Below are 20,421 nucleotides of genomic sequence, written 5' to 3'. Positions count from 1 at the left end.
ACGGTGTACGTCCTGACCAACAAGGAGATCAGCGTGGGAGTTTCCCTGTCCAAAGGCGGCAATGTCTCGCTCAGCAAGGAGGCGCCGGGCCTGACGGCCGTGCTGGTCGGCCTCGGCTGGGACGTGCGGACGACGACGGGCACCGACTACGACCTCGACGCGTCCGCGCTGCTGGTCGACGCGTCGGGAAAGGTCCTCTCCGACCAGCACTTCATCTTCTACAACAACCTGAAGAGCCCGGACGGTTCGGTCGAGCACACCGGTGACAACCTGACCGGTGAGGGGGAGGGCGACGACGAGTCGGTCAAGGTGAACCTGGCCACCGTGCCGGCCGAGGTGGCGAAGATCGTCTTCCCCGTCTCCATCCACGACGCGGAGAGCCGGGGGCAGAGCTTCGGGCAGGTCCGCAACGCGTTCATCCGGGTCGTGAACCAGGCCGGTGGGGCCGAGCTGGCCCGGTACGACCTGTCCGAGGACGCGGCCACCGAGACGGCCATGATCTTCGGGGAGCTGTACCGCAACGGTGCGGAGTGGAAGTTCCGTGCGGTGGGGCAGGGTTACGCGTCCGGGCTGGCCGGCATCGCGTCCGACTTCGGCGTCGGCGTCTGACGAACCCCTCCGGGGGGTGGCTGTGTTGTGCCGGGTGCGGCCGAGCGGGGGTTGCCCGCGCGGTTCCCGCCGCCCCTGAAGACGGGGCTGCGCCCCGGCCCGGACACGGGGTCGTGTCCACGTGCGGCCGAGCGGGGGCTGAGCGCGCAGTTCCCCGCGCCCCTCAAAGCGGGGCTGCGCCCCGGCCTTTGACCATGCCCCGCCGCGCCTTTTCGGGGACGGCCGCGGGCAACCGCCTTCAGGGGCGCGGGGAACTGCGCGACCAGCCACGGGCGGCCCGCACCCGACGCACCAAGCGGGGCTACTGCTCCGCGGTTGCGTCCGGGGTGGGGAGCAAATCCCGGTCCGGGACCGCTTCCGCGGGAGCGGGGCCGCGCGAGCGCCCCGTCACCCACGTCGCCACCGGCTCCGCGTACCGCGCGGTCAGTGGACCCACGATGACCAGGATCAGCACGTACGCCGTGGCCAGCGGCCCGAGCCGCGGCTCGATGCCCGACGTGACGGCCAGCCCGGCGATCACGATGGAGAACTCACCGCGGGCCACCAGCGTGCCCCCGGCCCGCCACCGCCCCTTCACGGAGACACCGGCCCGCTTCGCGGCCCAGTACCCCGTGGCGATCTTCGTGCCGGCCGTCACGACGGCCAGCGCAAGCGCGGGCACCAGCACGGGCGGGATGCTCGCCGGATCGGTGTGCAGCCCGAAGAAGACGAAGAACACGGCCGCGAACAGGTCCCGCAGCGGCGACAGCAACCCGTGCGCACCCTCCGCCACCTCCCCGGACAGCGCGATCCCGACGAGGAACGCCCCCACGGCCGCCGACACCTGCAACTGCTGCGCCACCCCGGCGACCAGCAGGGTCAGCCCGAGCACCACCAGCAGCAGCTTCTCGGGGTCGTCGCTGGAGACGAACCGGGAGATGTGCCGCCCGTAGCGCACCGCGACGACGAGGACGAGTCCGGCGACACCCAGCGCGATGGCGAGCGTGGCACTGCCCGCCGCCAGCCCCGCCCCGGCCAGCAGCGCGGTGACGATCGGCAGGTAGACCGCCATCGACAGGTCCTCCAGGACCAGGATGCTCAGGATCACCGGGGTCTCACGGTTGCCGAGCCGGCCCAGGTCGCCGAGCACCTTGGCGATGACACCGGAGGAGGAGATCCAGGTGACGCCGGCGAGGACGACGGCGGCCACCGGCCCCCAGCCGAGCAGCAGCGCCATCGCCGCGCCGGGCAGGGCGTTCAGCCCGAAGTCCACCAGCCCGGCCGGGTACTGCGTCTTGAGATTGCTGACCAGGTCGGTCGCCGTGTACTCCAGGCCGAGCATGAGCAGCAGCAGGATGACGCCGATCTCGGCGCCGATCGCCACGAAGTCCTCGCTGGTGCCCAGCGGCAGCAGTCCGCCCTCACCGAAGGCCAGCCCCGCGAGGAGGTAGAGCGGGATCGGTGAGAACTGGAAACGTCCGGCGAACCGGCCGAGCAGCCCGAGACCGAGGATGATGGCGCCGAACTCGATCAAGAAGACCGCGGATGAATGCACGTGTCACTCCCTTCCGAGTATCGTCGCGGCCGACTCCACGCCCTCGCGGGTGCCGATCACGATCAGGGTGTCCCCGCCCGCCAGCCGGAAGTCCGGCTTCGGCGAGGGGATGGCCTCGGCCCGGCGCAGGACGGCCACGATCGACACACCGGTCTCGGTGCGCATGCAGGTCTCGCCCAGCAGCCGCCCGTTCCAGTGCGAGACCGACGACAGCTCGATGCGTTCGGCCACCAGGCCCAGCTCGGTCGTGGAGAGCAGGCTCGGGCTGTGGTGATCGGGCATCAGCGCGTCGATCAGCGCCGCGGACTCTCCCCCGGAGAGCCGGACGGAGAGGGCGCAGGCGTCCGGGTCGTCCTTCCGGTACGCGCTCAGCGTCCGGCCGCCGTCGCGGTGCGCGACCACCGAGATGCGCCGTTGCTCGCGGGTCGTGAGGTCGTACCGCACCCCGATTCCCGGCAACGGTGTACTGCTGAGGCGTGGAGTGCCCATGGCTGGTCCCTTGTCCGATGCGATCTGTGGGTCGCGTTCACCCTACGGCGGGCCCACGGAACGGTTCCGTCAGCCGCCGGTGGGGACGAGGGCGATGCCGACACCCAGAAACAGCGTCATCCGGTCCGTCCCCCCTCCGTGCCGGTCACCTCGGTCGAACGGCATCCTGACAGGGGCGTACACGGGTGCACACTGCCGTGACCGGGCAGTCATCACGCTCTCTTGATGCCGCGCCGGCCCCTGGGTCACGGCCGCCGCGGATGCGTACGGGTCACCCGGCACCAAGAACGCGTAAAGACTGCCGGGGTCCGGCAATGCGACGGGCGTCCCACCCGGTTCATGATGGGCGGGCAGAAACGGGGGAGCCACGGGGGACGGACCGGGGCTCCGGCACCGAGACCGTCGGCTGACGGCCGGTACCGGAGCCCCGCTCCTTCGTCCCCCGGGAACCGCCTCCGTGCCGAGGAGCACCGACGTACCCCACCCACCTGCCGTATCCCGGCAGCGAGCCCGCGACCGGCCGCACCGCACCCCTCCCGTATGCGCTACAAAGGCGGCGACGGCTCATCGAGGAACCGGGGGAGCGCATGGCGGGGCGGGACATACCCGAGGAGTACCTGGACGGGTACGCGCGCATCCTCGCCGACGCCTCCGCGACCGGCCGCCGGCTGACCCGTGACGAACTCGCGTCCCGGCGTGCGCTGGGCGAACGGGCCGCCGAGGCGGGGTTCGGACTGCGCGCCCTGGTCGGCGCGCACCTCACCGCGGCCCGTGTGCACTGGCCCGCCACGGGCGGGACGAGCACCCTCGCCGCCGTCGAGCAGGCCGTCGACGCGTTCGCCGAGGGCTACGAGCGGGCCCAGCTCCTCGCCGTGCGCCAGGAGGAGGCCGCACGCCGGGAGTTCATCGACGACCTGCTGCACGGCCGCAGCGACCTCGGGCTGCTCGTCGAGCGGGCCGAACGCTTCGGGCTGCGCCTCTCGCACGCGCACGCCGTCGCCGTGGCGCGGGGCGGCGCGGGCTACGACGAGGGTGACACGGTGCCCCGCGAGGTGGAGCGCGCGCTCATCGCCAGGTTCGGTGACCGCAGCATCCTGGTGACCACCAAGGACGGGCGTCTGGTGTGCATCGCCCCCGGCGACCAGGACGACGTGCTCTCCTTCTTCGCCAAGCAGGCGTACGCGGCCACCGACGGCGGGCAGGTCGCCATCGGCCGCTCCCAGCCCGGCCCCGGCGGGGTCGTGCAGTCCTACGAGGAGGCCCTGAACGCCCTCGACCTGGCGGACCGCCTGGAGTTCGACACCCCCGTGCTGCGCTCGGCCGACCTGCTCGTCTACCCCGTGCTCACGCGGGACCGGCAGGCCATGGCCGACCTGGTGGTCAGCGCGCTCGGGCCGCTGCGCGCGGCCCGGGGCGGCGCCGAGCCGCTGCTCGACACCCTCACCGCCTACTTCGACTCGGGCTGTGTCGCCGCGGAGGCCGCCCGGCGGCTGTCGCTCAGCGTCCGCGCGCTCACCTACCGGCTGGCGCGCATCCACAAGCTGACCGGGGCGAATCCGGCGGACCCGCTGCACCGGTACACGCTGCAGACCGCGGTCATCGGGGCACGGCTGCTGGACTGGCCGGAGAAGGACTTCTGAGGGTCTCCCCCCGCCCCCTCCGTCTCGCCCGGCTCCCACGCCCCGACGCCCCGACGCCCCTCCGGTCCGTCAGTCCTCCCCGTCCCCTCCGTCTTCGTCCCCGTCGTCACCGGCGTCGCCGTCCGGCAGACTCCCCTGCTCCTGCACCTGGTCCTGCTCCTGGTCCTGCTGTGCCTTGTCCCGCTCTTCGTCCTTCTTGTTCTTGCCCTTGTCCCCGGCGGGGCCCGGGACGTCCACCGGGGCCACGTCCGGCGAGGAGGGGGACGCGATGGGTGCCGAACCGGTGTCGGGCGGGGTCCCCGCCTCCTGGTTCCCGTCCGCCGTACCGGCCACCGGCTCCCCGGTGACCGACCCGCCGGACGTTCCGCCGGACGACTCCTCGTCCGGGCCGGCGGAGGACGGCGCGTCCGGTGACCCGGACTTCGTTCCGGTGGTGTCCGGCGAGAACATCGACATCCCGGCGAACACGGCCAGCACGAAGAGCACGGCACCGGCCAGGACGCCGAACACCCGGGGACGGCGGCGGACCGCGGTCCCGACCCCGCCACGGCTCCCACCGGTGGGCCGTGCGCGGCGCGAGTGCCCCGAAGGGGCCGCGTGGGCGGAGGGCGAGGGAGGTCCGGGGCGGGCGGCACGGGCGGCGCGCCCGCCCTGCCGGGCGGTCGCCGGCGGCAGCCGGTACGTCGTCGGGGCCCCGGAGTCGTCGGCCCCGGGCCGCGGCGGCGCGGCGTGCGACACCTGGGTCCGCGGCTGCTCGGCGGCCACCGGCAGCGGCTCGGCCCGCCCCTGCCAGGCCCCGGTGCCGAACCAGTCCGCGACCTCCTGGGCCGTGGGCCGGTCCTCCGGCTGCTTGGCGAGCAGGCCAAGGAGGTAGTTCTCGAAGGCGGGCGGCAGCTGGACACCGCGCTCGCGGGGCGGCACCGGCGCCATGTCGATGTGCTGGTGCAGGGTGACCGTCGCGCTCTCGCCCTGGAACGGCGGTCTGCCGGTGAGGAGTTGGTACAGCACGCAGCCCAGCGAGTACACGTCCGAGGAGGCGGACGCCGGGCGGCCCAGGGCGCGTTCGGGGGCGAGGTAGAGGCTGGTGCCGACGATCTGGCCGGCGGTGGTGAGCGCGGACGCCGGGTCGTCGACGAACCGGGCGATGCCGAAGTCACCGATCTTCACGGTGCCGTGGGCGTCCACGAGGAGGTTGCCGGGCTTGATGTCCCGGTGCACGATCCCCTCGCGGTGGGCGGCGGCGAGTCCGGCGGCGGCCTGGGCGGCGATGACCGCCACCCGTTCCGCGCCGAGGGTGCCGGACGCGGTCAGCTCCTGGGCGAGGCTCCGGCCTTCGACGAGTTCCATGACCAGGTAGAAACGGTCGTCCCAGGCGCCGAAGTCGAAGACCGCGACGACGTACGGGTGGCTCAGCCTGGCCGCCGTCTGTGCCTCCAGCCGGAAGCGCGCGGCGGCCGCGCTGTCCGCGTCGTCCCCGAGCAGGAGCTTCACGGCCACGGCCCGGCCGAGCACCTCGTCGGTGGCCTGCCACACCTCGCCCATGCCGCCCCGGCCGATGGACGCCTGCAACCGATACCGCTCCGCGACGAGCACCAGCGAATCATCCTCAACACAGCAGTGGACCGACACGACGGCCGCGGACGCGGTTTCTGCGGGGCAGAAGCGCGGGGTGGGGGTTCGCGGCGCCCCCAGCGTACCGATCTTCCGACCCCGGCCCCGCCAACACCGTTTCATGACAGCGGTGTTGTGACCTCCACGCCCCCGCCCCGCAAGGGGCGCGGGGAACTGCGCGACCAGCCCCCACGGCCCGCACCTCACGGCGACGGACCTCCCCCGTCACCCAGGGCGCGAAGAACCGGAGGTCGCAGGCGGGGTGGCCGGCTCCGGGCGCATCATCACGCAGTCGAACTCGACCACACGGCCGGTGGCGGGCTCCCGGGTCACGGGGTACATCCCCGTCACCCCGAACCCCGCGGCCTCGTACGCGGCGACGGCCTCCGCCATCCCGGGGCTCCCCTCGTACAGCTGGAGCGCCGCGACCTCCGACTGCATCCCCACGAACTCCGCGATCCGGTCGCCCGCTCCCGCGAAGACCTCCATGTCGAAGCCCTGGGTGTCCATCTTCAGATACGGGCGGGGGTCCTCGACCCCCTCCAGCGCCTTCTGCATCACGTCGTCGAGCCGCCGGATCTCGATCTCCTCGGTACGTCCCTTGGCGAACCGCCGGTACCGCTCCTTGCCGTACTCGCTCGGTGGCAGCAGGGAGTTCATGGACTTCCAGTCCACGTGGATGGACCGGACGGCCTCCTCGCGCCCGAGCGCGAAGTTGTAGACATGCCAGTCGGGGTCGCTCTCCGCGGACGTGCGCAGCTTCGCGAACGTGGCGGCGACCGGCTCGAAGGAGACGATGCGTCCGGTGTAGCCGAAGCGCCGCAGCCCCTTCCCGTACTGGCCGGTGTTGGCCCCCACGTCGAACACGACGTTCACGCGGTTGAGTTCCAGCAGGGCGGCCACGTGCTGGGCGCACAGATAGTGGGAGGCGGCGAGCTGGAACTCCCGTTCCGCCTCGGCCGGCACGGCCTCGTCGAGGAGCAGCCGCGCACCGGTGTCACCGAGCGGAACGGTCCGCACGCCGCGCTTCGACGATCCGCGCGCCACCACCCAGATGTCCTTGCCGGCGTCCGTGACCACGTACCGCCCCTTGCCCCGGCCGACCAGATCGGCCCCGGGCCCCACGGGTACGACGGTCCGTTCGCCACGCCGGAACACCAGGGCCGTACCTGGACCGATGTCGACCACCTGCACGCCTATCCGGGGAAGGATGCCGAGCAGTCTTCTGTAAAGGGTCTGCATCCCGTCAGCCTCGCAGAAGACGCCTCGGATTCACCTTCACTTCACGCACTTCAGGGGACAAGTTTTCGTACGGGGGCGGGCGCGTGGCGGTCGAGTTCGTAGGCCACCCTGATGAGAGGCACGTGGGTGAACGCCTGCGGGAAGTTGCCGAGTTGGCGCCGCGCGAGCGGGTCGTACTCCTCGGCCAGCAGACCGACGTCGTTGCGCAGGAGCAGCAGCCGCTCGAACAGGCTCCGGGCCTCGTCCGCACGGCCGGTCAGCCGCAGGGCGTCCGCGAGCCAGAAGGAGCAGGCCAGGAAGGCTCCCTCGCCTCCGGCGAGACCGTCGGGCCCCGCCACCGCACCGCTCCCCGTGTCCGCCGACGAGTAGCGGCGGACCAGACCGTCCCCGTCCGCCAGCTCACGCTCGACGGCGGCGACCGTGCCGGTCACCCGCGGGTCGTCGGGCGGCAGGAAACCGGTCCGCGGGATCAGCAGCAGCGCGGCGTCGAGGGCGCGCGAGCCGTAGGACTGCGTGAACGTACCGCGGGCCGGATCGAAGCCCCGCTCACAGACCTCCCGGTGGATACGGTCCCGGATGCCGCGCCAGTGGGCGACGGGCCCGGGACGCCCGTGCTCCTCGGCCAGCCGCACCGCGCGGTCGAAGGCGACCCAGCACATGACCTTGGAGTGGACGTGGTGGCGGGGTTCGCCGCGCATCTCCCACAGCCCCTGGTCGGGCCGCGACCACACCTTCTCCAGGTGATCGAGCACGGCACGCTGGAGCGCGACGAGATGCCGCTGGGGCCGCAGACCCGCGCCCAGCGCCAGGGCGAGGGTGTCCAGCAGCTCACCCGGCACGTCGAGCTGCCGCTGCACCGCGGCGCCGTTGCCGATCCGTACCGGACGCGAACCCTCGTACCCCGCAAGCCAGTCGGCCGTCCACTCCGTGAGCCGGCGCTCGCCGCCGATGCCGTACATGATCTGGATGTCCTGCGGCCGTCCCGCCACCGCCCGCTCCAGCCAGCCCCGCCAGGCGTCCGCCTCGGCCGTGAAACCGCTGCGCAGCAGCGCCTCCAGGGTCATGCCGGCGTCCCGCAGCCAGCAGTAGCGGTAGTCCCAGTTCCGTACCCCGCCGGGCTGTTCGGGCAACGAGGTCGTGGGCGCGGCGACGATCCCGCCGGTCGGCTCGTAGGTGAGGGCCTTGAGGGTGATCAGGGACCGTACGACCGCTTCGCGGTAGGTGCCGTCGTACGAGAAGGACTCCAGCCACCGGGCCCAGTACTCCTCGGTGCGGCGCAGCGCCTCGAAGGGGTCCACGGGGTCGGGGGCGGGCAGGTGGGAGGGGCCCCAGGTCAGGACGGACGGGACACGGTCGCCCGCGGTGACGGTGAAGTCGGCGGTGTGGGAGTGCCCGTGCGCGGCCAGCGGGACGGGGGTGGACAGCCACACCGCCTCGGGTCCCGCGATCCCCGTCAGCCGCCCGTGCTGGCGGTGCGTCCAGGGCACCACGCTCCCGTACTCGAAGCGCAGCCGCAGGTCCATCCGCAGGTCGACCGTGCCGGACACGCCCTCGACGACGCGTACGACGCTCACCACGCCGGGGCTGCCCTCGCGGCGCGGCATGAAGTCGACAACGGTGGCCCGGCCGGTGTCCGTCTCCCAGTCGGTCTCCAGGACGAGGGAGTCCCCGCGGTAGCGGCGGGTGGACGTCAGGGCGCCGGGGCCGTCGTACGCCGCCACCGGGGCGATCCGCCAGCGGCCGTTGTCCTCGTCGCCCAGCAGCGCGGCGAAGCAGGCGGGTGAGTCGAAGCGTGGCAGGCACAGCCAGTCGAGACTGCCGTCGCGGCCGACGAGGGCGGCGGTCAGCAGGTCTCCGACGAGGGCGTAGTCCTCGATCCTTCCCGGCATGGGGCCAGTCTGGCCGCGGGAGCGGACGGGGGCATCCCGGGTCCGCCCCGGCTCACCCGGTCGGCCCGGTGCGCTGGTGGCCGGTGCCGGGCGGTGGTGCCGTGGGAGGAGATCCCTGTCGTCGGGAGCCGTAGGAGGCATCCGTGCTGAACCGTCCGTCCCGCCGTGCACCGCGTACCGCCCCTGTCCTCGCCCCGGCCCTCGTCCCGGTCCTGGCGGCGGCCGCGCTGCTCGCGACGGCCGGGTGCTCGGGCGGGGCCGGCGCCGGTGCCGCGGACGACGCGGCGGCCTCCGCCTCCGCCGTGGCCGCGCGGGCCCCGTCGCCGTCCCCTTCGGTCACCGTCGCGCCCACGCTCACCGAGGCGCAGGCGAAGTCGGCACTCGTCGCCCCCGCGGACCTGGGCGAGGGCTGGGCGCCGACCGCCGGCGCGGCGACCTGGCGGGACGCCCTCCTCAAGGGGAAGGCGGACGCCCCCGACTGCCAGCGGCTGCTCGACGGCCTGTACGCCGAGAACCTGCTCGGTGAGCCCGCCGGGGCCCGCGCGGTGACGGGTTTGGACGACGCCGACGACGGGACGCAGCTGCGGTACCGGATCGGGGCGTACGACCGGGCGGCGCTGGACGACTCGTTCAGGTGGCTGAAGACGGTGCCGGAGGTCTGCGGGGAGTTCACGGCCACGGATGTCAGGGGCGGGCAGTTCACGGTCAGGACCGCCGCCGCGCCGCTCCCCGCGCTGGGCGAGACGCGCGAGGGCCTGCGGGTGACCGTGAGCGGTGAGGGGGGCGGTGACGGGAGTGGTGACGAGGATGGTGACGGGGGTGACTGGCCCGCCGTCCTCACCCTGGACTTCGCCGCCGTACGGGTCGGCGACAGTGCCCTCTCCCTCACCCACGGCGGTCTCGACGGCATCGACGGCGACGACACGGCGCGGGCGGCGGAGGTCGGCACGCGGCGCCTCCAGGAGGTCCTGTCGGGCCGGACGCCGGCGGTCCGGGACTCCGGGGACGCCGAGCCCTCGGCGGCTTCCGAGGACCCGGAGGACCCCGAGGACCCGGAGAGCGCCATGGGCAGTGGGAAGCCGGCCGGCACTGAGGAGTCGGCGGAGCCGGAGGAGTCTCAGGAGGTGAGGTAGCGCTCGACCGGGCCCAGGGTGAGCAGCCCGCTGCCCGCGCCCGCGTGTTCGGCGGCGGCGGGGCGCAGGCGTTCGCGGGCGCGTTCCCGTACGGCGCGGTCGTCGAGGCGGCGGGCGGCTTCGGCCTCCAGTGCGCAGCATGCCTCGTACAGGTGGTCGCGCGGGGGTTCCGGGAGGGCACGCAGAGCGGTACGGGCCTCGGTCCGGCGGCCCGCGGCGAGGAGGGTGAAGGGCCGGGCCCAGGGGCGGTAGGGGCCCCAGTCCGTTCGGAGGGCCGGGTCCGGGACCGGTGGGAGGCCGTGGGTCAGGCGCAGGCAGAGGAGCGCCAGCGGGAGGAGGCCGTGTTGCAGGCCGGGCATGCCGGCGCCCTCCAGGCGGGTCGCGGCGGCCCGGTAGGCGGTCTCCGCGCGGGCCGGGTGCCCGGTCGCGCTGAGCCGCAGGGCTCCGTACCACTCGGTGAAGACGCCCACGAGGGGCAGTTCGTGGCGCTCGGCGAGGCGGTCCGCGACGGCCGCGTGGAGGTCCGCCGCGGGGAGGTCGCCGAGTGCCGCGCGGGCCTGGAGACGGATGAGGTGGCCGAGGACCTCGTAGGTCACCAGGCCGTGACGGGCGGCCAGTTCGACGAGTTCCGCGCCGATCTCGTCCCGCCGGGGGGCGAGGCCCGCACGGGTGAAGGACTGCATGAACGTCCCGTTCAGGGCGAAGGCCAGCAGGGCGGGGTCGTCGAGGCGGCGGGCGAGTGCCTCGGCCTCGCGGGCGGCTTCCGGGCCACGGGGTGCGGCGGAGCCGCGGGTCTCCAGGGCGACGGTCGTCAGGAGGCGGCAGCGGGCGGTGTCCTGCGGGGTGGGGTGGAGGGGGGACGGGACTCCGGTTCCGGCCCCGGCCACGGTTCCGGCTGCGCGGCCGGTTTCGGTCCCGGCTGCCCGGCCGGTTCCGGTTTCGGCTGCACGGCCGGGTCCCGGTTCCGGGCGGGGCCCGGCCGGCAGGGCGGTGAGGGTTCGCTCCGCGGCGGCGACGATCAGGGCGGCCGTCGCCGGGTCGTCGGAGCGGGTCCAGATCGCCGGGACGTCGTACGCGCCGATGACCCGGGCGGTGAGTTCCGGGTCCGCGAACTCCTCCGCCGCGGCGATGGCCGCCGGGCGGTGGCGGCGGGCCTCCTCCAGACCCGCGCCGCCGGTGACGGCGAGGTTGCGGATGAGGGCGACGGTGGAGTCCAGGCGGGTGCGGGCGCCTCCGGCGACTGTGCGGTTGTATGCCTCGGCTGCCTGGGTCCACAGGTCGGGTGCGGGTTGTGGGGGCTGAGCGCGCCGTTCCCCGCGCCCCTGGGTGAGTGGGGGTGCAGGGGCTTCGGCGGGTGCGGGTGGTGGGGGTGGTGGGGGTGGTGGGGGTTGAGCGCGCTCACGCGGCGGAGCCGCAGATGTCACGGTCCCGCGCCCCTGGGTGGGTGGGGGTGACGGGGCCTCGGCAGGTGCGGGGTGTGGGGGCTGGTCGGGGGGCCGGGTCAGGGTGGGGGAGTGGGTCAGGATGGCTTGTTCCAGGCTGCGTAGGGACGGGCCCGGGTCCACTCCCAGTTGGGTGACCAGGACCGTGCGGGCCCGGCGCAGTACGGCGAGAGCGTCGCCCTGGCGGTGGTGGCGGTAGAGGGACAGCGCCAGGAGGCGCCAGGCGTTCTCCCGCCAGGGGTGGTCCGTGAGGTGGGCGTCCAGGTCCGGCACCGCGTCGGCCGGGCGGTCGAGGGCGAGCAGGACCTCCGCCCGCCGCTCCACGGCCTGCAGCCGCAGCTCGGCCAGCCGGGCCCGTTCGGCCCGCGACCAGTCCTCCCCGGCGAACTCCGCGTAGGCGGGGCCCCGCCACCAGCTCAGCGCCTCCTCCAGCGTCGCGAGCGCCCGCGGTGCGGGCAGGCCGGCCGCGGCGGCGACCGCCGTCTCGAAGCGCCAGGCGTCCACCGTGTCCGGCGCGGCGCGCAGCGCGTATCCGGGGCCGTCGGTGACCAGCAGCCCGGCCGGCGCCCTGGGCGGCCGGTCCGGCTCCAGGGCGCGCCGCAGCGCGGCCACGAAGGTCTGGACGGCGCCCACGGCACCGGGCGGCGGGTCCGTCCACAGGTCCTCGACCAGCCGGGCGACGGGCACGACCCGGCGCCGCGCCACGATCAGCCGCGCCAGCACGGCCCGGTGCCGCGGCCCCTTCAGAGCGAGCTCCCGCCCGTCCCCGCCCACGGCGACCGTCGGCCCGAGCACCCCGAACACGACCCGCTCGTCCCGTTCCACACCGACCTCTCCCAGAAGCACGGAACCACCAGCTCACGCTACCTGCGCCCAGTACAGCGGACCCGTCCGCTGATCGCCCGCTGATTCGGGCCCCGCAGCCTTGGAGCAGCAAACGGCAGCTCACCGAAAGGTCCCTCATGACCGCGACCACGCCCGCCATCGCGGGGTTCACCCAGCACCGCGTCCCCGCCGGTGACGGCGTCACACTGAACGTCGCCGTCGGCGGCACCGGCACCCCCGTGGTCCTCCTCCACGGCTTCCCGCAGACGCACCTCATGTGGCGTCACGTGGCGCCGGAGCTCGCGACCGGGCACACCGTCATCTGCCCGGACCTCCGCGGCTACGGAGCGAGCGACAAGCCCGCCGACCCCGACGGCACGGCGTACGCGAAGCGCACGATGGCCGCGGACGTCGTCGCCGTCGCCAAGGCGCTCGGGCACGACCGGTTCGCGCTGGTCGGCCACGACCGCGGCGCCCTCGTCGCGATCCGGGCCGGCCTGGACCACCCGGACACGGTCACCCACCTCGCCTCGCTGGACGTCCTGCCGACGCTCGACATGTGGGAGGTGATGCGCGGGACGTCGGCCGCGGTCGGCTTCCACCTCTATCTCATGGCCCAGCCGCCGGGTCTGCCGGAGCAGCTGATCGGGGCGAGCCCCGACGCGTTCTTCGGCCACTTCCTGGACGTCTGGACGCGCGACCCGGCCGCCGTGCCGCCGGACGTCCGCGCCGCCTACCTCGCCGCGTCCCGCGCGGCCGTCCCGTCGATCGTCGCCGACTACCGCGCCTCCGCGGGCGTCGACGTCACGCACGACCGGGCCGACCGCGAGGCCGGCAACCGCCTGCGGATGCCGGTGACCGTCCTGCAGCAGGACTGGGGCGCCGCCCTCGGCTTCGACGCCGCCGCGCTGTGGTCCGCGTGGGCGGACGACCTGCGGCACGACACCGTCTCGTGCGGGCACTTCATGGCGGAGGAGGCCCCCGAGGAGATCACCGCGGCGGTACGGGAGCTGCTGCGCCGGTGACGGCCTGCCGGGGCACGGGGCCCGTGGAGGGGTGATCGGGTAACGGACCGTGCGGGAGGAGTAGTCGGAGGTTGCTGGGGGTGGTCCTGCAGGTGAAGCGTGCGCGAGGATGGGGTGATGACCGCGGCCCCTCGCGCCATGGCTCTTCTGGAGACCTGGCCGAACCTGGTAAGTGGCCCGCCCCGGTGCGCCGTTGGGCATGCCTTCGCTTCGGCGGGACACGAGATCGTGCACTTCCACTCCGACGACTCCGCCGACCTCTACCTCACACCCACCGCGGTCGAACGACTGCTCCCGCAACTCCTGCACGCCAGCGCGATCAGGGTCCGCCCCGGCGCCTCCTGGGTCACCGTGCTCCTCGACTGCGACGCCGACGTCCAGCTCCTGCTGGGCCTGGTGAGCGTCGCGCTGAAGGAGCACAGCGGGGTTCCGGCCCGCCGCCCGTCGCCGCCCTGCGACTGGGAGCGGGCGCCGGTGGTCCCCGGGCCGCGCCCGGGTGCGGCCCGCCGCGTGGTGGACCGCCTCATGCCGTACGTCCACTGAGGGCGTCCGGCCCGCCGTCCTCGCCCGCCGGGAGCCCTACCTCGCCGGAATCGCGCCGTTGTTCGCGCCCTCGGTCGGAGAAGCCGGTGCCGTCTGCGTCGCAGGGGTCGTCGGGGTCGTCGGCGACGCCGTGTCCTGCGCGCCCGCCCCTGTCCGGGTCGCGACCGGGGTCGGCGTCGGGGCCGACCCGACCACCTCCACCACCGCTCCCGGCGGGAGCGCTTCGTACAGCCACCTCGCGTCCCCGCTCCGCAGCCCGATCGCTCCCCCGGTGACGTCGTGGTTACCGGGCGCCGTCTCGTCCCAGTTGAGGGCGAGGAGATAGGCCGTACGGTCGTCGGCGCCGCGCAGGCGCAGCACCCAGGTCGCCTTGATCTCGTAGTCGCTCCAGTCGGCGACCTCGCCCGGCAGCATCGTCGTCTCGTACTTGGCGACGACCGTCATCAGTCCCGTCGGCGTCGGCGACTTGACCGTCCCGGACGAGATGGGCAGGGTGCGCCCCCCGGCGGTCACCTCCCGCCTGCCGAGGTCCACCGTGGCCGCGACCGGCACCGGGGAGGGCTCGGCGGTGACGGGCGGGGCCGGCGCGCTGTAACTGGCGGCGGGCGGCACCGACCGGGACTCCTCGCCGCCGCTGAGCACCACGGCCAGGACCAGGGCCAGCGCCCCCGCGCAGGCGGTGCCCGCCGCGGCCAGCGATGCCGTGCGGCGCCGGCGGCGGCGTACCGCGCGGCGGCGGATCTCCGCCCCCGGAACGGTCACGGGAGTCTCGTGGTCCTGCGCCAGCCCGCGCAGCGCGGTGGCCAGTTCCGACCGGTCGGAGCCCGGGCCGGCGCCGGTACCCGTTCCGGTGTCCGCGCCGGATTCCTCGTACCGTCGGCCGGGCGTGAGCTCATCGGACACGGTCGTCCTCCCTCTCCACCGGTTCGCCGGCCTCGCCGAGCCGCCGTGCCAGTGCCGCCCGGCCGCGGGACAGCCGGGCCTTGACCGTCCCCACCGGCGCACCGGTTTCGGAGGCTACCTGTTCGACACTCAAGTCGCACAGATGGTGCAGAACGACAGCCATGCGCTGCGCCTCCGGCAGTTCCCGCAACGCGGCCACCAGAGCGGCCCGTTCCGGTCCCGGCCCCGGGGTGTGCTCCGGCGGCGGATTGCGGCGCACCAGTTCCAGCCAGCGCCGGGCCCGCCGCCAGCGGCTGACCGCGAGCCGCATCGCGACCGTACGTATCCAGGCTTCGGGCGCCCCGTCGGCGAGAAACTCGCGGCGCCGGTCCCAGGCCCGCACGAACGCCTCCTGGACGACGTCCTGGGCCTCGCCGTGGTCCCCGGTGAAGGCGTAGAGCTGCCCGGTCAGGCGGGGGAACGCGGCCGCGTAGAACCCGTCGAACTCGTCCTCGGTCATACCCCCGCCGCACCCCCTGCCGCTGTTCCCGGACGTCCCGTGCAACCCGGCTGCCTCTGTCGTGCGTACAGGTCCCGTACGCCACGTAGGTCGCGTACATCGAAGCACAAGCACCGTGCAGGGCTGAGCCGGAGGGAGTGGCGCGCACCGTCGCGCTCGACTGACCATGGACGACGACTTCACCGCCCGCGCCGGGGAGTACTGGCCCCGGCTCACGCGTACGGCCCGACTGCTCACGGGGAACGCCGCAGACGCGGACAGACGCGCGAGAGCGGCGCTGGCGGAGGTCTGCGCGCGGCGCCGGGTGCCGGGCGACGACGCGGAGTTCTACGTCCGGCGGGCACTGGTGCGGGGCTTCCTGCGGCGGTGGCCGCGCCTGCTCGACCGCCTCGGCCCCGGCGCCGGTTCCGGCTCCCACGCCGGGCACGCGCGGCAGCCGTACGCCTCCGATCCGCTCGACCCGCTCACCGAGGTGCTGGCCGGTCTGCCGCCCCGCCGGCGGGCCGTGGCCGTCCTGCGGCACTGGGACGGTCTGACCCGCCGGGAGACCGCGGCGGTGCTCGACACCTCGCCGGGTGCGGTCAAAGCGCTCTGGCGCCAGGCCGAGAAGGCGCTGCGCGCCCATCCCGCGTACCGCGAGGGCCCGTACGACGGGAGTCCGGCCGTGCCGGGACCCTTACCCGCTTCCGCCGTCGAGGCGGCCGGCCGTACGCGCCGTAGACAGCGCCGGCGCCGCACCGCCGTGCTCACGTCGGCCGGGGCGCTGCTCCTCGTGCCGCTGGTCGCGGGAGCCGTACGGGGCTCGGACTCCGGTTCCGGGACGAGCCCGTCCTCCGTGACCAGGACGGCGGTCCGGGTGGTGACCTCCGGTGAGCGCGTCGCCGCCGCGCCCGGTGTGGAGTTCTGGCTCACCGGGGACGGCACGCACCACTCGGCGCCGGGGCGCCCGAACCGGTTCCGTGCCGCCGGCGGGGACGGGGAGCCCGGTCTGACCGTCCACGCCGACCCCACGTCCGGCGGACGGGTGTTCCTCTCCGGTGTCCACCGGGGCTCCCGCGCGGCGGCCCGAGTCGAACTCGGCACGCCCGACGGCACGTTCACCGCCCGCGTCCTCACCCTGGCGGGCTCCCCCGGCTGGTCGGCCTGGTACGCGGACACCCAGCTCACCGGCGGCGACACCTGGTCGAAGAGCCTCACCGTGCGGGCGTACGACTCCGCCGGCAAGCTCCTCACACGGACGGACACCCCCTCATGAACGCCCCCGACCTGCTCCACGGCCTCGGCACCCGGCTGCGGCGGACCCGCCTGCGGCTGCGTCGCACCAGGGCCCGCCGGCTGCGCCGCACCCTGGCCGTCCTGCTGGCCCTGTTCCTCTCCGCGTGCGCCGCGCTCGTCGTCGCGTACCGGATGACCCCCGTCCCCGACCCGCACCCGGAGACCGTCAGCCAGAGCACGGTCTTCGTGGACACCGGCGGCGAGTACCTGGGCCGGCGCGGACCGGTCGACCGCCAGGACGTCCCCCTGCGCCAGGTCCCGCGCCATGTCCAGGACGCGGTGATCGCCGCCGAGAACCGCTCGTTCCGTACGGACTCCGGGGTCGCCCCGTCCGCGATCCTGCGGGCCGCGCTCGCCACCGTCACGGGCGGCGACCGCCAGGGCGGCTCCACGATCACCCAGCAGTACGTGAAGAACGCCCTGCTGACCCCCGAGCAGTCGCTGAAGCGCAAGGCGCACGAGGCGCTGATCGCCGTGAAGCTGGACCGCACGCGGTCCAAGGACGACATCCTGGAGGGCTACCTCAACACCGTGTACTTCGGCCGCGGCGCCGCCGGCATCGAGTCGGCGGCGCGGAACTACTTCGGGGTCGGCGCGAAGGACCTGACCGTCTCCCAGGGCGCGGCCCTCGCGGCGATCGTCAACCTGCCCTCCTACTACGAGCGGGCGGGCGCGGACGCGAAGGTGACGGGAACCCTGGAGCGGCGCTGGGTGTGGGTGCTCGACGCGATGGCGGACTCGGGCGCGATCAGTGCCGGCGAGCGGACCGGCGCACGCTTCCCGGCCTTCCGCTTCTATCCGCCGGGGAGCACGGACGGCCGGCGCCAGTACCTGATCGACGCGGCGTCCGCCGAGGCCGCCGACCGGCTCGGCATCACCGAGGACCAGTTGGCCCGCGGCGGCTACACGGTGCACACCACCTTCGACCTGCGCCTCCAGGACGAGACGGCGGAGCTGGTGCGCGAGCGGACACCGGCCGGCGGCAAGGGCGGCAAGGGCGGCGCGGGCGCACGGCTGCACACCGCCGTCGTCGCGACCGTCCCCGGGGACGGGGCGGTCCGGGTGCTGTACGGCGGGGCGGACTACGCCCACCAGCCGTTCAACGACGCCGTGGCCGGGGCGGTCGAGGCGGGCACGGTCCTCGACCCGTTCGTCAAGAGCCTGCGGACCGGCGGCCCGCTGGAGAGCCTCACCAAGGAGACGGCGCCGACGCCCCTGCGCCTGAACGCGGCCTACGCCACCCTGGCCGCCGACGGCACGTACGCGGCCCCGTACACCGTCGCGAAGATCACCAGGGCGGGCCGTACCGTCCACACCGCACGGCCCCGGACGCAGACGGCGATGCACGAGAAGGAAGCGGCCTTCGTCACCGCGCAGCTGGGCGGTCCCTACGCCACCGACCGCCTCTTCGCGCGGGCCGCGGCCGCCGTGCCGGTCCTGCCCGTCAGCCACTCGGCCGGCGCGGGCAGCGGGCCGGGGACGCGGACGGTCTGGCAGAGCGTGTACTCGCCGCGGCTCGCCCTCACCGTCGCCCTGTTCGCCGAGCGCGGCGGCAGACCGGCCCGGGTCGCGGGCCTCACCGGTACGCAGCAGCCCGACACGTACGCCGCGCGGCAGGCGAACGACGTGTGGCGGCTGGCCGGCTCCCCCGGCGGCGCGCCCCCGGTGACGGCGGAGCCGACGCCCGCGCCACAGCCGTAGCGGCACACAGCCGTAGGTCCGGGGCGCCACACCGCAGCCGTGGCGCCGCGGCCGACACCACAGCCGCGGTGCCGGCGGTCACCCGGACGGACCCGCCCGTTGGTGGGCGGGTCCCGGCCGTGGTGCCGTGGACGGGTGCCCGGTGACCAGGTCCAGCCCGCCCCGCGCATCCTGCTGACCCAGGCGGAGTTGGCGGCGCTCGCGGACGCCGTGCACCGCGCCGCGGACGCGGGGAGCGTGCGGGACGCCGGGGGCGGCGGAGGCGTTCAGGGCGTCGGGGGCGTCGCGGGCGCCGGGACCGTGGCGGAGTCCGCGCAGCGGCTGCTGGAGGAGCTGACGCTCACCCGGCGGCTGCTCGACAGCTGCCCCGCCGGTGTCGCCGTGCTCGACCGCGAGCTGCGCTACCTCTACCTCAACGACGCGCTCGCCCGGCTCAACGGCGTCCCGGCGGCCGAGCACCTGGGCCGCAGGCTGCGGGACGTGCTGCCCGACCTGGAGGCGTCGGAGCAGCTGCTCGAACAGGTGCTGCGCACGGGGGTCCCACAGGTCACCACCGTCGGCGGGCAGACCCCGGCCGACCCGGGCGGGGACAACCGGTGGTGGCTGGGCGCCTACCACCGGCTGACCGGGCCGTCCGGCGAGGTTCTCGGGGTGGCCGGGGTCGTCCTGGAGGTCACCGAGGCGCTGCGCGGCCGCGAGGACCTCGTCCGGGCGGGCAACCGGATGGCGCTGCTCGACGAGGCGAACCGCAGCACCGGCGCGACACTCGACCTGCGCCAGGCGTGCCAGGCGCTGGCCGACCTGCTGGTGCCGCGCTTCGCGGACTACGCGGCGGTGGACGTGGTGGACCCGGAGGGCACACCCCGGGTGCCCTCCGAGCGGTATCCGCTGCGCCTGCGCCGGATCGCGCTCGCCACCACACCGGACCTCGCGGAGGTGTCCTCGCCGCTCGGCCGGCTCGGTGAGTTCGTCGTGCACCGGGCCGGGTCCCCCATGGCGCACGTCCTGGCCGACCGGCGCCCGCTCGTGCTCAGCCACCCGGACGACGAGGCCGTGCGGCAGTTCACCCCGTCGCCCGAACGCAAGGAGCAGTTCCTGCGGATGGGCACGCACTCGGGGATCTACCTGCCCCTGGCGGTCCGCGAGGAGCTGGTGGGCGCGGTGATGGTGTTCCGGTCCGGCGACTCCCCCCGGCTGACCGACGCGGACGCGGAACTCCTCGGCGACCTCACCGACCGGGCCGCGACGGGCATCGCCCACGCGGTCCGCTTCACCCGCGAGCACGAGACGGCCCTGGAGATGCAGCGCGCCTTCCTGACCGCGCCCACGGTGACGGGTCCCGGCGTGGAGACCCTGGGCCGCTATCTGCCGGCCGGCGCGGGAGCGGAGGTGGGCGGCGACTGGTTCGACACGCTCGCGCTGCCGCACGGCCGCACCCTGCTCGTGGTGGGCGACGTCATGGGCCACGGCACCCGCGCGGCGGCGGCGATGAGCGAGTACCGCTCGGTCCTGCGCACCCTGGCCGTGCAGAGCAGCACCCCGGACTTCATCCTGCTCCAGGCCGAACGCACGGTCCTCGCCCTGGAGCTGGACCGTGTGGCGACCTGCCTCCTGGTCCTCCTGGACCCGCGGCAGGAGTGCGCCACCTTCTCCAACGCGGGCCACGTCCCCCCGCTGCTCGTCACCCCCGACGGCACCCGGACCCTGCTCAGCCTGCCGGTGGCCCCGCCGCTCGGCGTCGGCCTCGGCTCCTTCTCGTCCACCACGCTCCCCGTCCCGCCGGGCTCGGTGCTCCTCCTGTGCACCGACGGCCTGATCGAACGCCGCGACCGCGACATCGACTCCGGCCTCCGCACCCTGGCCGCCCTCCCCCTCACCCCGACGGCCCCCCTCCCCGCCCTCCTGGACACGGTCACGGCCCACCTGGACCCGCACACCTCGGAAGACGACGTGGCCATCCTCCTGGCCCGCACGAAACCCCCCGACCCCCACACGGATCGCATGCCCTGGCTCCCGGCGGGGTGGCTGCACGACCCGGGTCCGGCGGCCCGCTGAGTCCCG

At 74.6% G+C, this 20,421-nt stretch carries 16 protein-coding genes; 8 read left to right on the top strand and 8 right to left on the bottom strand.

The annotated features are described in order from the left end of the window. Positions 1-33: 33 nt before the first annotated feature. Complete coding sequence (locus ACFYXC_RS17365) at positions 34-609, top strand: TerD family protein (RefSeq protein WP_388917720.1); 576 nt, start codon at positions 34-36, stop codon at positions 607-609. A gap of 301 nt (positions 610-910) precedes the next feature. Here the strand turns inward: ACFYXC_RS17365 and ACFYXC_RS17360 are convergent, their stop codons facing one another. Both ACFYXC_RS17360 and ACFYXC_RS17355 read right to left on the bottom strand, forming a co-directional pair. Next, positions 911-2,143 (bottom strand): cation:proton antiporter, encoded by a 1,233-nt coding sequence (locus tag ACFYXC_RS17360; protein WP_389552266.1) that lies wholly within the window; start codon positions 2,141-2,143, stop codon positions 911-913. A 3-nt stretch (positions 2,144-2,146) separates the two neighbouring features. Then, a complete protein-coding gene (locus ACFYXC_RS17355; protein WP_388917714.1) occupies positions 2,147-2,632 on the bottom strand; it encodes a cation:proton antiporter regulatory subunit in 486 nt (161 codons plus the stop codon). 587 nt (positions 2,633-3,219) lie between these two features. Between ACFYXC_RS17355 and ACFYXC_RS17350 the strand changes: the two genes are divergently transcribed. Then, positions 3,220-4,272 (top strand): PucR family transcriptional regulator, encoded by a 1,053-nt coding sequence (locus ACFYXC_RS17350; RefSeq protein ID WP_389552263.1) that lies wholly within the window; start codon positions 3,220-3,222, stop codon positions 4,270-4,272. 69 nt (positions 4,273-4,341) lie between these two features. Here ACFYXC_RS17350 and ACFYXC_RS17345 read toward each other — a convergent pair whose 3' ends face one another. The 3 genes from ACFYXC_RS17345 to ACFYXC_RS17335 form a co-directional block, all read right to left on the bottom strand. Then, entirely contained in the window at positions 4,342-5,865 is a 1,524-nt protein-coding gene (locus ACFYXC_RS17345) for a protein kinase (RefSeq protein ID WP_389552260.1), read from the bottom strand. 243 nt (positions 5,866-6,108) lie between these two features. Then, entirely contained in the window at positions 6,109-7,125 is a 1,017-nt protein-coding gene (locus tag ACFYXC_RS17340) for an FkbM family methyltransferase (protein WP_388917708.1), read from the bottom strand. Positions 7,126-7,175: 50 nt separating this feature from the next. Further along, a complete protein-coding gene (locus tag ACFYXC_RS17335; RefSeq protein ID WP_389552256.1) occupies positions 7,176-9,014 on the bottom strand; it encodes a glycoside hydrolase family 15 protein in 1,839 nt (612 codons plus the stop codon). A 143-nt stretch (positions 9,015-9,157) separates the two neighbouring features. Between ACFYXC_RS17335 and ACFYXC_RS17330 the strand changes: the two genes are divergently transcribed. Beyond that, a complete protein-coding gene (locus ACFYXC_RS17330; RefSeq protein WP_389552253.1) occupies positions 9,158-10,147 on the top strand; it encodes a hypothetical protein in 990 nt (329 codons plus the stop codon). Here the strand turns inward: ACFYXC_RS17330 and ACFYXC_RS17325 are convergent. Beyond that, entirely contained in the window at positions 10,132-12,435 is a 2,304-nt protein-coding gene (locus ACFYXC_RS17325) for a BTAD domain-containing putative transcriptional regulator (RefSeq protein ID WP_389552250.1), read from the bottom strand. The genes ACFYXC_RS17330 and ACFYXC_RS17325 overlap by 16 nt on opposite strands. 116 nt (positions 12,436-12,551) lie before the next feature. On the opposite strand from ACFYXC_RS17325, the gene ACFYXC_RS17320 reads away from it, so the two are divergent. Together ACFYXC_RS17320 and ACFYXC_RS17315 are read left to right on the top strand one after the other, a co-directional pair. Then, on the top strand, positions 12,552-13,439 hold the full coding sequence (locus tag ACFYXC_RS17320; protein ID WP_389552247.1) for an alpha/beta fold hydrolase: 888 nt from the start codon (positions 12,552-12,554) through the stop codon (positions 13,437-13,439). Between the two features lie 117 nt (positions 13,440-13,556). Then, entirely contained in the window at positions 13,557-13,982 is a 426-nt protein-coding gene (locus ACFYXC_RS17315) for a luciferase family protein (RefSeq protein ID WP_389552244.1), read from the top strand. A 36-nt stretch (positions 13,983-14,018) separates the two neighbouring features. Here the strand turns inward: ACFYXC_RS17315 and ACFYXC_RS17310 are convergent, their stop codons facing one another. After that, entirely contained in the window at positions 14,019-14,885 is an 867-nt protein-coding gene (locus ACFYXC_RS17310) for a L,D-transpeptidase (RefSeq protein WP_389552241.1), read from the bottom strand. Then, the gene (locus tag ACFYXC_RS17305; RefSeq protein ID WP_388917687.1) at positions 14,875-15,384 is read right to left on the bottom strand and encodes a SigE family RNA polymerase sigma factor; all 510 of its coding nucleotides are present in this window, start codon (positions 15,382-15,384) and stop codon (positions 14,875-14,877) included. The genes ACFYXC_RS17310 and ACFYXC_RS17305 overlap by 11 nt, the downstream gene beginning before the upstream one ends. A gap of 166 nt (positions 15,385-15,550) precedes the next feature. On the opposite strand from ACFYXC_RS17305, the gene ACFYXC_RS17300 reads away from it, so the two are divergent. The 3 genes from ACFYXC_RS17300 to ACFYXC_RS17290 all read left to right on the top strand — a co-directional run bounded on the left by ACFYXC_RS17300 (position 15,551) and on the right by ACFYXC_RS17290 (position 20,415). After that, positions 15,551-16,639, top strand: coding sequence for a sigma factor-like helix-turn-helix DNA-binding protein (locus ACFYXC_RS17300; protein ID WP_389552237.1), 1,089 nt, complete (start codon positions 15,551-15,553; stop codon positions 16,637-16,639). Next, positions 16,636-18,360, top strand: coding sequence for a transglycosylase domain-containing protein (locus ACFYXC_RS17295; RefSeq protein ID WP_389552234.1), 1,725 nt, complete (start codon positions 16,636-16,638; stop codon positions 18,358-18,360). Before ACFYXC_RS17300 ends, ACFYXC_RS17295 begins: the two co-directional genes overlap by 4 nt. A 135-nt stretch (positions 18,361-18,495) precedes the next feature. Beyond that, complete coding sequence (locus ACFYXC_RS17290; RefSeq protein ID WP_389552232.1) at positions 18,496-20,415, top strand: SpoIIE family protein phosphatase; 1,920 nt, start codon at positions 18,496-18,498, stop codon at positions 20,413-20,415. The last annotated feature ends 6 nt before the right edge of the window (positions 20,416-20,421 follow it).

The organism is Streptomyces sp. NPDC002701 (assembly GCF_042889045.1).
Lineage (GTDB): Bacteria > Actinomycetota > Actinomycetes > Streptomycetales > Streptomycetaceae > Streptomyces.
Note: the sequence above shows the minus strand (reverse complement) of the source record. Positions and strands in the feature narration are given on the sequence as shown.

Bases quoted from the DNA above. Each gene is read 5' to 3' on its own strand.
- ACFYXC_RS17355 (WP_388917714.1), bottom strand. From the start codon at position 2,632: ATGGGCACTCCACGCCTCAGCAGTACACCGTTGCCGGGAATCGGGGTG.
- ACFYXC_RS17350 (WP_389552263.1), top strand. From the start codon at position 3,220: ATGGCGGGGCGGGACATACCCGAGGAGTACCTGGACGGGTACGCGCGC.
- ACFYXC_RS17340 (WP_388917708.1), bottom strand. From the start codon at position 7,125: ATGCAGACCCTTTACAGAAGACTGCTCGGCATCCTTCCCCGGATAGGC.
- ACFYXC_RS17335 (WP_389552256.1), bottom strand. From the start codon at position 9,014: ATGCCGGGAAGGATCGAGGACTACGCCCTCGTCGGAGACCTGCTGACC.
- ACFYXC_RS17320 (WP_389552247.1), top strand. From the start codon at position 12,552: ATGACCGCGACCACGCCCGCCATCGCGGGGTTCACCCAGCACCGCGTC.
- ACFYXC_RS17315 (WP_389552244.1), top strand. From the start codon at position 13,557: ATGACCGCGGCCCCTCGCGCCATGGCTCTTCTGGAGACCTGGCCGAAC.
- ACFYXC_RS17305 (WP_388917687.1), bottom strand. From the start codon at position 15,384: ATGACCGAGGACGAGTTCGACGGGTTCTACGCGGCCGCGTTCCCCCGC.
- ACFYXC_RS17300 (WP_389552237.1), top strand. From the start codon at position 15,551: ATGGACGACGACTTCACCGCCCGCGCCGGGGAGTACTGGCCCCGGCTC.
- ACFYXC_RS17295 (WP_389552234.1), top strand. From the start codon at position 16,636: ATGAACGCCCCCGACCTGCTCCACGGCCTCGGCACCCGGCTGCGGCGG.